Source organism: Aliibacillus thermotolerans (genome assembly GCF_027853235.1).
Lineage (GTDB): Bacteria > Bacillota > Bacilli > Bacillales > Marinococcaceae > Aliibacillus > Aliibacillus thermotolerans.
Window position 1 is genome coordinate 118,904 of sequence record NZ_WKJG01000083.1, and the last position, 14,690, is coordinate 133,593.

Below are 14,690 nucleotides of genomic sequence, written 5' to 3' on the forward strand. Positions count from 1 at the left end.
AGTGGATAAGTTTATTCTTCTTCCCGTTGATGATCGTAAAATTTATTGATCCATGGAGATTGTTTTCCTTTCTCTTCATCATCATATCCATAGTATGTTGGTGATTGGTAAGGATAATCATGGGACGGATGATTGTCTTCCGGACAATTTATATCGTGTTTTTCTTTCTTTACGTTGGAGTAATACGGATGAGCATTTCCCATCGATGCGTATTCATTCATTGCAGGATAAGGATAACCTTCTTGGACTGGATAGTGCGGATACGGCATTGGTGGACAAGGTGCTCCACATGGTGAAAATCCATAACCAGGCATAATCGGTGTCCAAGGAACGTAATGACATGGATGATGCCCCATCATAAAAGGATACGGTTGAGGTGTATAGTATTTCGGCATTTCGGGCATAGAAGGCATTGTATAGACAGGTTCTTTTTTTTCGTGTTTTTTCTTTTTCTCTTCTTTTTTACTTCCCTCATGCTTCTCATGTTTATATACGTTTACGTTCATATTCATCTGTTGCTGTTGTGATTGTTTCACACCTTGTATAATATGAGGGGATGGTGCTTGTGGTATAGGAGATGGTTGATATTTTGGCGGTATTTTCGGTTGCTCTGGCATATGGGGTTTTGGCATCTCTTTTTTCGGTGCTTCTTTCACAGGAGACTTCGGCATCTCTTTTTTTACAGGAACACTTTTTGTTGGGATTTTAATTTTCATTCCTGGCATAATTTGGTCAGGATCCGCCAAGTGCGCATTTGCCTTTTTTAATTCTTCAAAATCCACTTGATATTGTTGCGCAAGCTTCCATAATGTATCTCCTTTTTGAACAATATGAATGTTCATCCTTTGTCCTCCTTCACGTGAGTTTCAAAGCAGGGACGTACAACATTTTCCGTTCCCACCATCTACGGCAATCATATGCAACACTTTCTTGCTATATGCTTTTTTCATTTCCACAAGCTAACTGTTCATACGAAAAACAATTGTGTAAAATGGTACTATGGATCACGTTGGAGGTGACATCGTTGTCTCGCAAAAAAGATAAAATTCTTGGAGAGGAAAGACGAAAGCTTATTTTAAAATGGTTACATGAAGCAGACGGTCCGCTTACCGGCAGTACACTCGCCCATAAAACGAATGTTAGCAGACAAGTCATCGTTCAAGACATCTCTTTGTTAAAAGCAAAAAGTCATCCCATTATTGCCACATCCCAAGGATATATATTAATGAAAACCGAAGAAAAACAGTTGGTTCGCCGAAAAATTGTTTGTTCCCATCCCCCTGATCCGGACTTGACAAAAGATGAATTGTACACGATGGTCGATCACGGCGCCAAAGTCATCGATGTAACAGTAGAGCACCCTCTCTATGGTGATCTCACTGGCTCATTGCTGTTACAAAATCGCAAAGATGTCGACAATTTTATCAAAGGGTTTGAAGAGAAAAAAGCGACACTTTTATCCGAGTTGACAGACGGCATTCACTTACACACGATTGAAGCGTCCAATGAAACAATGATTGAAGAAGTGAAAAAAGCTCTTCTCCAAAAAGGGTATTTAGTTACATAACAAAAGGGAGCGCCAAAAGAGGCACTCCCTTTATTATGCTTCAGTATTCATATTTCCTATCGCGATTTCTTTCATGTCTTCGTAGTAAAAACAGGGGTAGCTTCCAAGAATTCTAACACCACACCCTAATGCTTCCAATTCTTGTATCACACCAGGAATCAATACGTCATCCATTTCTTGATTCACATCGATGATAAAAAAGTAATTACCGATCCCTGTTTTCATCGGACGTGATTCGATCTTAGACATATTTAACTTTCGCCATGCAAAGGCGGAAAGAACTTGATGTAAGGCTCCAGGATAGTCAGAAGGAAGGGTAACAACGAGGGTTGTTTTTCCTTTTTTGGCTTTTTCCCGATTTAAAGTCCGGTGCTCGTTATTCGTTAATACAACAAACCGTGTATGATTATTTTCATAATCGTGAATATTCTTTTTAGCAATCAATAAATTATATGTTTCCGCAGCTAAAGTATTTGCAATCGCTACAGCATGCAGTTCAGGTTCCTCTGCTATTTTTTTTGCGGCAGCACTCGTTGAATTCATGTAATGCACTTCTGCTTCCGGTAATACTGACTGCAAAAATTCATGGGATTGTGCGATCGCTTGAGGATGAGAATAGACATGTTGCACAGTTGTCCAATCGTCTTTTCGAGACGGATGAACGAGTAAATTTTGAGAAATCGGTACTGTCACTTCTCCTATAATTGGTAGGTCATGTTTATGAATTAAATAATCCAATGTCATATTCACAGACCCTTCAATCGCATTCTCGATTGGAACGACTCCATAATCCACCTTTTTTTCGGCCACAGCAGCCATACAAGCTGGGATTGTAGAATAGGGAATTCTCTCTTCCCTTTGAAAAACAGCTTCTGTCGCCATTTCTGTAAAAGTTCCTTTTGGGCCTAAAAAACCCACAGTTTCAATCATTTCCTCCACTCCTTCTTCTAACCAACCACCTATAACCATCCGGAGCCGACGATCTCGACGCTTTCTACCGTTTCCATCCCTTCCAATGTTTTGACAAAATCACTAATTTCTCCTTTTAAAAGAGATGTGTCTATCGTTAAAGTAACATTAGCTCTTCCACCTAATGGAATGGATTGATTAATGGTTAATACATTGGTATTCACTCTTGCCAATTCACTTAAAAGAGCTGATAGCGCACCAGCTTGATCTGCTAACTGAATGGAAAGTGTAATCACTTGTTCTTTTATTACTGTATGAAATGGAAAAATCGCATCCTTATATTTATAAAACGCACTTCGACTAATATTGACCGCATCTACCGCATCTTGTACTTTTTGTACTTTTCCACTCTCTAACAGTTCTTTTGCTTCCAATGTTTTTTGCATTGCTTCGGTTAACATTTCTTGTTTTATCAAATAATATTGGTCAATTTTCTCCGCCATTCACCCACCACCACACTTTGCACTGAAGCAGGCGTCTCCGTTCGTTGTTTTTATTATAGCGACGCTTTTCTATTTTGACAAACAACTATTCAACAAACTCAAATTCAAAGTCTAAAATGCGGACGGTATCTCCGTTTGTTGCTCCTTTTTCTCGCAGGGCATCATCAATTCCCATATGCCGCATTTTGCGTGCAAAACGTCGCACCGATTCATCCCGCGTAAAGTCTGTCATTTTGAACAATTTTTCAATTTCTTTTCCTTTCAGTACATATGCCCCATCATCATCTCGTGAAATGGTAAACGGTGCTTCTTTTTGTTCATGACGATAAACAACCCGCACCTCCTCTTCTTCCTCGTATAAAGGAAACGCGGGAGTTTCTTTTAATAATTCACTGACTTTAAAAAGCATTTCCTTTATCCCGTCTTTTGTTAACGCGGAAACAGGATAGATAGGAAAATCTTCGCTCATTTTTTGTTTAAACAATGAAAGTTGTTCTTCTGAACCTGGTAGATCCATCTTATTTGCAACGATTACTTGTGGACGTTCCAGAAGCCGCATATTATATTGTCGCAATTCTTCATTGATTTTTAAGTAATCTTCATAAGGGTCTCTTCCTTCCATACCAGACATATCAATCATATGCACAATCACTCTTGTCCGTTCGATATGACGTAAAAATTGATGTCCAAGTCCAGCCCCTTCATGAGCGCCTTCGATTAAACCGGGTAAATCAGCCATCACAAAGCTATCACCATTTTCTAAATGAACAACACCAAGATTCGGTTTTAACGTCGTGAAGTGATAATCGGCTATTTTAGGCTTTGCGGCTGAGACGACAGACAATAACGTCGATTTGCCCACACTGGGGAAACCTACGAGGCCAACATCTGCCAGTAATTTGAGTTCCAATCGCACTTCCTTCTCTTCTGCCGGCTCTCCTTTTTCACTCAATTCCGGAGCAGGATTGCGCGGTGTTTTAAAACGGGTATTCCCGCGCCCGCCGCGTCCTCCTTTTGCAATGATTGCTCGTTCTCCGTGTTTTGTTAAGTCAGCAATGATTGCATTCGTTTCTTCATCATATACAGCAGTTCCCGGAGGCACTTTGACGATGAGAGGATCGGCGTTTTTGCCATGCTGGTTTTTTGGTTTGCCATTTTCCCCTCTCTTCGCTTTAAAATGGCGCTGATAGCGAAAGTCCATTAACGTTCGTAATCCCTCATCGACTTCAAAGATGACATCCCCGCCATCGCCACCATCCCCGCCGGCCGGTCCGCCGTCGGGAACGTATTTTTCACGACGAAAGGCAACCATTCCATCGCCTCCATCGCCTGCTTTCACATATATTTTTACTTGATCAACGAACATTCTTTTCACCTCTTCAGGAAGGTCGGTACACCTCATATCGCCACTTTCTCGTGGTTTGCTCTATTTCTGTATTGTAACACATCAAAGAACAGACACGCATAGCTTCCGACATTTTTTACATTTCATGTATATTGTTCAGTTATGAAGGAAACGATAATTACCGTTACACTATTATTACAATGGAGGGTTTTTGATGGCAAACCAAAACCAACAATTGCAACAAGTACAACAAACGATTCAACAAGCACAACAACAAATGCAAAATGCATCCAACGATCCCCAACAGTTGCAGCAAGCGCAACAACAGCTCCAACAAGCACAAACAGAGCTGCAACAGTTGCAACAACAAGGGAACTCCCAAGAACAACAACAAATGCAACAAGCACAACAACAACTTCAACAAGCGCAACAACAACTTCAACAAATTCAACAGCAACAAGGATAACGTGAACAAAAGCGGACCGCTGGGGAAATCTTCCCTTGGTTCGCTTTTTTTCAAAAAATATGTTGACAGAACAATTATTTATAGTAAAATGAGAATTGTTATCAATGATAATGATTTTCAATATCATAAGGAGGATCGCCAGTTTTCTTTCAGTTTCACGATGAGTTATTTCTAGAAAGGAGTATTTTTTCATGAAAAAATGGTTGTTTTTATCAGTTGTTTTTCTTTTCATTTTAAGTTTGACTGTTGCTTGTGGAGCGGGTAACACAGAAGAAGAGCCGACGGATGCTTCCGGCGACAATGCCAATGGAGCGGAAGAGGTGGAAGAAACCGAAGAAGCAGCTGAAATCACAGTGAGTCATGATCTCGGCGAAACAGTTGTTGAAAAAAATCCTGAAACAGTGGTAACGTTTGACTTCGGTAGTTTAGACACGTTAGATGCCCTTGGCGTAGAAGTAAGTGGCGTGCCACAAATGAATATCCCTACATATTTAGAAAAATACGAAGGATCAGAATATGAAAATGTAGGGGGATTGAAAGAGCCGGATTTTGAAAAACTTGCAACAATGGAACCTGACCTTATTATTATTTCCGGTCGCCAGCAAGATTCTTATGAAGAATTTAGTAAAATCGCACCTACCATTTTCATGGGTGTCGACACAGAAAATTACATGGCATCCTTTGAAGAAAATGTAACGACGCTAGCTTCTATTTTTGAAAAAGAAGAAGAAGCACAAACGATGTTAGATGACGTGAAAGAAAGCATCGCCACATTAAATGAAAAAGCATCCAACATAGACGAAGAAGCATTAATTATTCTTGCCAATGACGGGAAAGTAAGTGCTTATGGATCCGGATCTCGCTTCGGTCTTATCCATGATGTATTCGGGTTTAAAGAATCAGACGAAAATATTGAGGCTTCCACTCATGGTCAAAGCATTTCTTTTGAATACATTACAAAACAAGATCCGGACTTTTTATTTGTCATTGACCGTACCGCTGTTGTCGGTGGGGAAACTTCTGCCGAACAACTGATTGAAAATGAATTAACTGAAAACATTCAAGCATATGAAAAAGACCAAATTGTTTATTTAGACCCTGAATATTGGTACCTCTCCGGTGGAGGGTTACAATCAGTAGCTAAAATGGTGGAAGAAGTAGAAGCTGCTATTTCTGAATAAATAAAACAAGGAGTGCAGACAAAACGGGTCCGCACTCCTATCTTTCTATCTTTCACTTAGAAGCTAACAATTTTTTTACGACGTTTTCCCCTTGATCAATGCAATCAGGTAGACCCACTCCTTCAAACGCGGCACCAGCAACGTATACACCTGGATATTTTTGATTCATGATCTCTAGCCCTTTTTGAAGTCGTTCCCGATGATGAACAACATATTGAGGCATCGCTTTTTTCCAACGAGTAATGACGTAATATTCTGGTTTTCCTTCGATCTCCATCACACGATTTAAATCCTTTAACACGATATCAATCATTTCATCATCCGAAACATTGACAATGTCTTCTTCGCCAGGTTTACCGACGTAACAACGAAGCAAAGCTTTTCCAGGCGGTGCGGCATGTGCCCACTTGCGATGCGTCCACGTACAAGCGGTCATCTGATAGTCGCTTTTTTTCGAGACGACAAATCCGGTACCGTCTATATCCGTTTTTAACTGAGACTCGTTAAAGGCCATTGCAACTGTAGCTACGGTGGTAAAAGGGATCTTTTTTAACCACTCTTGAATGGCATCTTCTTCTAAAAATGACGCCGTTTCATAAGCTGGAGAGGTCAAAATGACGCGGTCAAACAACTCTTTTCTCCCGCTTTTAAAAGTTAACATAAATTGTGAACCCTTTGGGGTAATCTTTTCTAACGGTTCATTTTTATGAACGGCATCTTCATCCAAATGATTTTCGATTGCATGCACAAGAGATTGAAGACCATTTCGACATGTTAAGAAGGCGCCCGTTTGTTTTTCTGGTGTCGTTTTCGACGCCGGCGGACGTAACGTTTTCATTCCAAGAATTAGGCTGCGATGAGATTGTTCCACTTGTTGAAATTGGGGAAAAGTAGATTGTAAACTTAAACGATCAATATCCCCTGCGTAAATCCCTGATAGCAACGGATCAATTAAGGAATCTACAACTTCGTTTCCTAGTCTTCTGCGAAAAAACTGGCCAAGAGATTGATCTTTATTCGTTTCTCCTTTTGGAAGAATCAGATCGATTCCTGCTCGTACTTTACCCATTGCAGAGAATAGCCCCGTCGTTAAAAAAGGGCCTAGTTTGGTTGGTATCCCCATCATCGCACCTTCTGGAATGGGATGTAGCGTATCTCCTTTTAAAACATATGATTGACCTGTGCGATTCGAAACAAGCTCTTTTTCTAAACCGACTTCTTTCGCCAATTTAGAAGCGCTTTTTTTCCTCGCCAAAAATGAGTCCGGTCCTTTTTCAATCACAAAACCGTCGTAATAATCCGTTTGAATTTTTCCACCGAGTCGATCATCTTTTTCAAATAAATGATACTCTATCTCAAGATTGTTCGTTAATATTTCTTTTTGTAAATAATAGGCCGCAGAAAGTCCAGTAATTCCTCCACCTATAATTGCTACTCTCATCATCAATTCCTCACTTATCTCTCCACTCTAATCGTTCATATTCTTCACAATAACATCTGCCATCGCCTCTATAAAAAGCGGATCGGTATTTGGCATTTCCGGTCGATAGTAAAGAGCCCCTACTTCATCACAAGCTTCTTTACATTCGACATCGTTGTCATAGAGGACTTCTAGATGGTCCGAAACAAAGCCGACAGGACAGTACACGAAAGACGTGTATCCTTTATTTTTCGCTAAATCTTTCGTTAAATCTTGTACGTCCGGTCCAAGCCAAGGTTCAGGAGTGTTTCCTTCACTTTGCCAACCGATTTCGTAATTGGTAATATTCGCTTTCTTTGCGATTAAGTCCGCTGTTTCTTTCAGCTGATCCGGATATGGATCACCATGTTGAATGATTTTTTCCGGCAAACTGTGGGCAGAAAAAATCACACATGCGCTGTCTTTTTCATCTATTTGTTCCATTGTCTTTTTTAATTGATCGCTCCAGTACTGAATAAACTTCGGCTCATCATACCAACTATCCACTGAATGAATCACAGGCCCGTCAATCTTTTCCGTTGTTTCTTTCGCTCGGCCGTTGTACGATTGAATGCTAAAAGTTGAATAGTGAGGGGCAAGTACAATACTGTATGCTTCTTCCACTCCATCATCTTTCATTTTCTGTACCGCATCTTCAATAAAGGGATCAATATGTTTTAATCCGAGATACCACTGAAATTCTACATCTTCTACTCGTTCATTTAAACGATTTGCCAACGCTTCTCCCTGCTCGTTCGTGATTTTTGCTAATGGAGAAACTCCACCAATCGCTTCATACCGAGAAATCAGATCGTTCAGTGCTTCTTGGGAAGGCTTTCTTCCTCTGCGAATGTGCGTGTAATACGGTTCCACTTCTTCCATGTTACGTGGTGTTCCGTATGCCATCACGAGTAGGCCCACTTTTTTCTTCATTGTATCGCCTCCTGCTATGCGTTCTTCGTATAGTCGTGAACGAACTGTGTAAGACGCTTTAACGTCTCTGGTTGGACCTCCGGGAACACACCGTGTCCTAAGTTAAAAATGTAGCCATTCCGTTTTCTCCCAGCATCTAAAATTGATTTGACTTGTTCTTCAATTACTTCCCACGGAGCGAGTAGAATGGAAGGATCTAAATTTCCCTGTAACGCTTTTTCAATTCCCATTTCTCTCGCTTCTGCAATCGTCGTTCTCCAATCCAGTCCAATCACATCCACCGGTAGATCATTCCACTCTGTCAGCAAGTGACTGGCACCAACCCCGAAAATGATGAGAGGAACATGTTCTTTTTTAATTTCTGAACAAATTTCCATCATCACCGGCTTAACAAAACGACGATATTGTTCTTTATTCAATGCGCCTACCCATGAGTCGAATATTTGTATCGCTTGCGCACCTGCTTTGATTTGGGCTTTTACATAGCGTACCGTCATGTCTTTCAATTTATCCATCAATAGTTGCCAAGTTTCTGGGTGTTTATGCATCCATGCTTTGGTACGATAATAGTTTTTTGAAGGACCACCTTCAATCATATAACTTGCTAATGTGAACGGAGCACCGGCAAAGCTAATAAGAGGAACGGTCAATTGTTCTCGCAAAATTTTAATCGTATCCAGTACATAAGAAACGTCGTTTTCAGGATCTATTTCACCGAGTCGTTCCACATCCGCTTTGTTTTTAATCGGATTGTTGATGACCGGTCCAACGCCAGATTTGATTTCTACTTGTACTCCAATTGGTTGTAGCGGAGTCATAATGTCTTTATAAAGAATCGCCGCATCATTGTTATATTGATCGACCGGAAGCTTGGTGACGTATGCGCATAGTTCCGGTTGTTTTGTAATCTCAAACAGAGAATATTTTTCTTTTAGTTTGCGATATTCAGGTTGGGAGCGACCTGCTTGCCGCATGTACCATACCGGCACATGATCGACCGCTTCTCCTTTTGTTGCTCGTAAAAAGTTATCATTCCATGCCTTCCCGCTCATTTTTTGCACTCCTTTAAGTAGTCACTTATACAACTTTCTCATCGTCTGACACTGATATGAATTGGTGATTGTTACTCTTCAGCCAAGAACTTATCCCTCATTACGATACTCTTTTCCTATGACAATGTACAGATGTACACTCAATTGTTCATAAAATTATCGTTTTAGTTTCATTCAAACAATGAACCGATAGAGACCGAAGCAACATTGGACGGATCCCCTTCTTGATTCGTTTGGGGATTTACCGGTACAACCATATAATCATGTAATTGAAAAAGATTCACACCTTCTACCGTGAATTCTCCCGTCCCTTCCACTCTTCCAATTTCCTCGCTCGTTCCATCTCTTACTTCATAAATAATGTAGTGCACTCTCCGATCTTGATTTGGTGTCCAACTTAAATGAACATTGATAAGGCCACTACCTTTGAACGTCAACTTTCCGTGTAGATCATCTATTTTTTCTACCCTTACCGGTGCATCTAAATCTTGTACATTTTCCGGTGGTTGAAATCCACTTGTTAATTGGTCATCTGACGGCGTACGATTTAAAATTTCCTTAAATAGTCTCGTCGGATAGGCGCTGCCACCTTCCACATAATTCTCTTCCGTTGTTTGATCATATCCCATCCATAGTGCTCCAGTCCATTTTGGCGTAAAACCAACAAACCAAGCGTCTTTCGTTGCTCCTTCCACTTCCGTAAAAGAAGTCGTTCCTGTTTTTCCCGCCAAAGGATACGCTGTCTCTCCAGGGGTACCTGTCCCTTCTTTCACAACATTTTCCAACATTCTTGTCATATACCATGCATCTTGGACATCCAACACTTTCGTCTCTTCCATGGTCTTTTCATAGACGATTTCTCCGTGGCGGTCACGTATTTCTTCTATCACATAGGGGGTCGTTTTCACCCCATGATTAGAAAAAGCCGTATAAGCACTGGCCAATTCCAGCGGAGTAACTCCTTCAGACAATCCTCCTAAAGCAACCGCCAAACCTTCATCATCAATCGAAAGACCGACATCACGTAAAAAAGCCATTGTTTTATCTCGGTCCAGTTGATCATACAGCCAAACAGCTGCGGTATTTGTAGACTCTGTAATGGCATCCACCATCGAAATTTCCCCGCGGTAGACGTCATTATAATTTCTCGGAGAATAGCCGTCAAAATCCATTTGTTCATCCTTTAAGAGAGAATAAGGATGGTATTGTTGGGATTCAAGTGCCGGGGCATAGACAGCAAGAGGCTTCATCACTGAGCCCGGTTGTCGTTTCACTTGCACTCGGTTTAATCCGAGTCGCACATAGTTCCGACCTCCTTGTACAGCAATAATTCCTCCACTTTGATGATCTAACATCACAAACGCCGCTTCGATAGTGTCACTCCCTTTAGGAAAATAATCATTTTCTTGAAACAATTGATATGAAGCGAGCTGCATTTCTTTATTCATCGGCACGACAATATCATAGCCACCGCGATAAATTTCCTCGGGACGAATATGCGCTTTTTCTTCCGCTTCTTTCAGGACCATATCAATATACGCGTAAAAAGCTTTTTGTTCTTCTGATTGATAAATGGTGTCAGGAACCGTTTTCCCTTGGTATTTCATCATTTCTTCCGCGGTCAGAAATCCATTTCTTTCCATCACAGCAAGAACCGTGTTCCGGCGTGCTTTTGCTTTTTCTGGATCGACAGCAGGTGAATAGTGGGAAGGTGCTTTTGGTATTCCTGCGAGTAGAGCAGCTTCATCAACCGTTAATTCCTCCACTCCTTTATTGAAATACGTCTCAGCAGCCGAATCAATGCCGTAAGCACCATGCCCAAAATAAATTTGATTTAGATAAAAGGATAAAATTTCCTCTTTGCTAAATTTTCTCTCTAATCCCATCGCTATTAAAACTTCTTTTGTTTTTCGTAACAACGTTTTATCATTTGTTAAAAAAGCGTTCTTTGCTAGCTGTTGCGTAATGGTGCTTCCCCCTTCTACCTTTGCACCGGCGATGATATCTCGGTATAACGCTCGAAGAATCGCCCGGGGGTCAATTCCTTGATGCTCATAAAAACGGACATCTTCAGTGGCGATAAAAGCGTCGATGACATGTTGTGGAATGTCTTCAATATCGATCACTTCCCTATTCTCCACAAAAAGTTCTGCAAGCTTTTCGCCATCGGTGCTATATATTTCTGTCGTCTCTGGCATAACGAGCTGTTTTTCATCTATTGCTGCTGCCCCTATCATGACCGAGGACAAATAAATGCCTGTCCCCATAAGAAGAACAAGTGTTATAAGAAGGAAACCAATCAACCACTTTTTCTTATTCATCTGTCTTACCCTTTCTCTTAGATGTTCATATGCCTATTTAGACGACATGTCCAGCACATGGGATTCATCCTAAGTTTATAGATCTTTGTCTATATCAATCACTTTTGATGAATGTTTTCGTTTCGACCAATACAGCAGTAAGAATACGACGAGGAGAAACAAGACCAATGAATCGAATCCTTTCTTGACACCAAAGGATACAAGTGCCAAGACGCCGAATAAAAGAGACAACATCGTCGCTTGCTTTTTATAAAAATGGTAAGATAACCAAAACAGAACAATCGGCCATAAAAAGTGAAAAGGGAAAGCCCATACGTTATCTAGAAATAAAACTGCGGTGAGTATCACAATGACAAGGATCAATAAATGATTCCGTTCTTCATTCATCACAGATGCCTCTTTTCTTTCTTGCTTATTCTCATGCTTTCTACTTATTATCATAACAATCCTCATCAAGAAAGTGAAAAAAAAATGAAACATATTTGTCCTTTACAAACATTTCACAGATGCATTGTATAATAGTAGGAGATGTACATAATTAAAGGGGGATTTCTCTTGACAGAAATTAGTATTTGGCTCGCCCTTGGAGCTGGGATCGTTTCGTTTCTATCTCCATGTATTTTTCCACTTGTACCGGCTTATTTAGCACAGCTAACGGGAACAACGATTTCTGACAATCGCATTCATGCGGATCGGAAAATGATATTAACAAGAAGTATAGGTTTTATTATCGGATTTACGATTATTTTTCTATTGCTCGGTGCATCTTCTACGTTTATTGGACAACAGTTCCGAACGTGGGGAACGTTAATTGAACAAATTGGTGGGATCATTATTATTTTATTCGGTCTCCAAATGGCAAGAATTATTTCGATACGTGCGCTATTAACAGAAAAAAAAGTGACGGCTGCTCCGAAAAAATCAACGAGTTTTGCTAGTTCTGTCCTATTAGGGTTGCTGTTTGCCGCAGGTTGGTCTCCATGTATTGGCCTTGTTCTAGGAAGCATTCTTGCCCTTGCAAGCCAAGCAGAAACGATATGGATTGGAATGTTTATGCTTTTCGTGTATTCAATGGGATTAGGAATTCCTTTCATCATTGTGGCACTCTTGTACTCTCGTTCATTGAATAAATTACGGAAAGTGAATCAATGGATTCCAATCATCCAAAAAGTTAGTGGTTACATCATGATCATTCTCGGAATCATGCTTTTCACTGGATATTTTCAACTGTTATCCAGTTATTTAGCTCGTTTTATACCGTTTGGAATTTAATATATTTTAATAAGGAGGTGTATTTTTTGCTTGAACAAAAATTATTTCAACTATTAGATGCCGGGTTTGAAGAAATCGTAGCAATCAGAAGACATCTGCACCAATATCCGGAACTTTCTTTTCAGGAAGTGAAAACACCGGCGTATATTGCTTCTTTCCATGAAAAGCTCGGACATGAGGTGAAAAGAAACGTTGGAGAACGCGGAGTGGTTGCCGTTTTAAAAGGAGGAAAACAAGGCCCAACCATTGCACTTAGAGCTGATTTTGACGCTCTTCCTATCCAAGAAGAAACGGGATTGCCTTTCGCTTCCAAAGTGGATGGTGTCATGCACGCTTGTGGTCATGACGGCCATACCGCTACTTTACTTGGACTTGCGCGCGCTCTTAATCAATTGCAAGAAGAGATCAAAGGGACAATTGTATTTATTCATCAACATGCGGAAGAGTATGCTCCCGGCGGTGCCATCGCGATGATTCAAGATGGCTGTTTAGATGGAGTGGATGTCATTTTTGGTACGCATTTGTGGGCAACCATCCCTTATGGAGAGGTTCAATACCGGAAAGGTCCTATCATGTCGGCGGTGGACCGTTTCGAAATTGTCATCCACGGACAAGGGGGACACGCAGGTACGCCACACTTAACAAAAGACGCCATCGTCATTGGGGCAAACGTTGTGACCCAATTACAACAAGTGGTAAGTCGTCGGATCGATCCGATGAAACCAGCTGTTGTCTCCATTGGATCTTTTGAAGCTATGAATGCGTTTAATGTCATTGCCGATGAAGCAAAAATAGTCGGAACGGTAAGAACTTTTCACGAAGAAGTAAGAGACGAAGTAGAAAAAGAAATCAAACATCTCGTTCATACCATTTGTGATAGTGCTCACGCTAAAGCGACCGTTACCTATGAACGAGGCTATCCTGCAGTCGTGAATCATTCCGCAGAAACCGACTTCCTTCGTACGTGCGCTCAAAGTATTTCCGAAGTGAAACGAACGGAAGAAATGGAGCCAATGATGGGTGGAGAAGACTTTGCCTACTACCTGCAACATGTTAAAGGGACGTTTTTCTTTACCGGGGCAAAAAATCCAGCCTGGGACGTCGCATATCCCCACCACCATCCGAAATTTGATATAGACGAGCGCGCGATGCTTATTGCTGCCAAAGTGCTCGGAAAAGCGGCTTTACATTATCCAAATATATCAAGAGAGCAATAAGTTGGTGACCAGTAGAAATCGAATGCCGGAAACGAAAATAAAACAGAAAGAGGACGGGACAAAACCCCAGTAATCAAAAGAAAGGTGCTCACCAAAGACTCGGTGATAAGACCAATTTTTCATCACATAGAATCGAGTAGGAGGAGGCGATGAACCTCCGTCCTCTCACATCACCGTACGTACGGTTCCGTATACGGCGGTTCAATTAAGATTTGTAACGCAAGAATTCATAACGTTTTTGTAGACTTCTAAGCCCCTGGTGACTCCAATATGAGTTGCCAAGGGTTCTGTCTAATATTGGACTGTTGGAGATACGCCAATAACCCTTTCGACTATTCCCCCATTCATAGGCTTTCCATTGTGGGACGCCTAGCTTGATCAGGTTACGTATCTTTGTCTTCGGTTTCTTCCACGCTTTCCATTGACACATTCGCAGTCTTCTACGTATCCATCCATCCAATTCCT

Annotated in this window: 14 protein-coding genes and 1 pseudogene; 5 read left to right on the top strand and 10 right to left on the bottom strand. The window is 41.0% G+C overall.

What is annotated here, in order from left to right; genetic code table 11:
- Nucleotides 1-11: 11 nt before the first annotated feature.
- The gene (gene safA / locus GJS40_RS12670; protein WP_270898217.1) at nt 12-842 is read right to left on the bottom strand and encodes a SafA/ExsA family spore coat assembly protein; all 831 of its coding nucleotides are present in this window, start codon (nt 840-842) and stop codon (nt 12-14) included.
- A 182-nt stretch (nt 843-1,024) separates the two neighbouring features.
- Here safA and GJS40_RS12675 point away from each other — a divergent pair, with 182 nt between their 5' ends.
- Nucleotides 1,025-1,567 (top strand): transcription repressor NadR, encoded by a 543-nt coding sequence (locus GJS40_RS12675; RefSeq protein WP_270898218.1) that lies wholly within the window; start codon nt 1,025-1,027, stop codon nt 1,565-1,567.
- 33 nt (nt 1,568-1,600) lie between these two features.
- Here GJS40_RS12675 and pheA read toward each other — a convergent pair whose 3' ends face one another.
- The 3 genes from pheA to obgE form a co-directional block, all read right to left on the bottom strand.
- Nucleotides 1,601-2,497 (bottom strand): prephenate dehydratase, encoded by an 897-nt coding sequence (gene pheA, locus GJS40_RS12680; RefSeq protein ID WP_270898219.1) that lies wholly within the window; start codon nt 2,495-2,497, stop codon nt 1,601-1,603.
- A gap of 29 nt (nt 2,498-2,526) precedes the next feature.
- Nucleotides 2,527-2,979: an ACT domain-containing protein gene (locus tag GJS40_RS12685; protein ID WP_270898220.1), complete on the bottom strand. Its 453-nt coding sequence runs from the start codon at nt 2,977-2,979 to the stop codon at nt 2,527-2,529.
- An 85-nt stretch (nt 2,980-3,064) separates the two neighbouring features.
- Nucleotides 3,065-4,345: a GTPase ObgE gene (gene obgE / locus GJS40_RS12690; RefSeq protein ID WP_270898221.1), complete on the bottom strand. Its 1,281-nt coding sequence runs from the start codon at nt 4,343-4,345 to the stop codon at nt 3,065-3,067.
- 193 nt (nt 4,346-4,538) lie between these two features.
- Here obgE and GJS40_RS12695 point away from each other — a divergent pair, with 193 nt between their 5' ends.
- Together GJS40_RS12695 and GJS40_RS12700 are read left to right on the top strand one after the other, a co-directional pair.
- Entirely contained in the window at nt 4,539-4,790 is a 252-nt protein-coding gene (locus GJS40_RS12695) for a hypothetical protein (protein WP_270898222.1), read from the top strand.
- A 191-nt stretch (nt 4,791-4,981) separates the two neighbouring features.
- Nucleotides 4,982-5,971, top strand: a complete 990-nt coding sequence (locus GJS40_RS12700; RefSeq protein ID WP_270898223.1) for a siderophore ABC transporter substrate-binding protein — start codon at nt 4,982-4,984, stop codon at nt 5,969-5,971.
- A gap of 52 nt (nt 5,972-6,023) precedes the next feature.
- Here the strand turns inward: GJS40_RS12700 and hemY are convergent, their stop codons facing one another.
- The 5 genes from hemY to GJS40_RS12725 all read right to left on the bottom strand — a co-directional run bounded on the left by hemY (nt 6,024) and on the right by GJS40_RS12725 (nt 12,177).
- On the bottom strand, nt 6,024-7,412 hold the full coding sequence (hemY, locus tag GJS40_RS12705; protein WP_270898224.1) for a protoporphyrinogen oxidase: 1,389 nt from the start codon (nt 7,410-7,412) through the stop codon (nt 6,024-6,026).
- A gap of 27 nt (nt 7,413-7,439) precedes the next feature.
- Complete coding sequence (hemH, locus tag GJS40_RS12710) at nt 7,440-8,363, bottom strand: ferrochelatase (protein ID WP_270898225.1); 924 nt, start codon at nt 8,361-8,363, stop codon at nt 7,440-7,442.
- A 14-nt stretch (nt 8,364-8,377) separates the two neighbouring features.
- Nucleotides 8,378-9,415, bottom strand: a complete 1,038-nt coding sequence (gene hemE / locus GJS40_RS12715) for a uroporphyrinogen decarboxylase (protein ID WP_270898226.1) — start codon at nt 9,413-9,415, stop codon at nt 8,378-8,380.
- 170 nt (nt 9,416-9,585) lie between these two features.
- A complete protein-coding gene (locus GJS40_RS12720) occupies nt 9,586-11,736 on the bottom strand; it encodes a transglycosylase domain-containing protein (protein ID WP_270898227.1) in 2,151 nt (716 codons plus the stop codon).
- Nucleotides 11,737-11,811: 75 nt separating this feature from the next.
- A complete protein-coding gene (locus tag GJS40_RS12725) occupies nt 11,812-12,177 on the bottom strand; it encodes a hypothetical protein (protein ID WP_270898228.1) in 366 nt (121 codons plus the stop codon).
- A 114-nt stretch (nt 12,178-12,291) separates the two neighbouring features.
- Here GJS40_RS12725 and GJS40_RS12730 point away from each other — a divergent pair, with 114 nt between their 5' ends.
- Nucleotides 12,292-13,008, top strand: a complete 717-nt coding sequence (locus tag GJS40_RS12730) for a cytochrome c biogenesis CcdA family protein (RefSeq protein ID WP_270898229.1) — start codon at nt 12,292-12,294, stop codon at nt 13,006-13,008.
- A gap of 26 nt (nt 13,009-13,034) precedes the next feature.
- Entirely contained in the window at nt 13,035-14,225 is a 1,191-nt protein-coding gene (locus GJS40_RS12735) for a M20 family metallopeptidase (protein ID WP_270898230.1), read from the top strand.
- Between the two features lie 205 nt (nt 14,226-14,430).
- Here the strand turns inward: GJS40_RS12735 and GJS40_RS12740 are convergent.
- Nucleotides 14,431-14,690: pseudogene (locus tag GJS40_RS12740) on the bottom strand (group II intron reverse transcriptase/maturase); the annotation flags it as partial.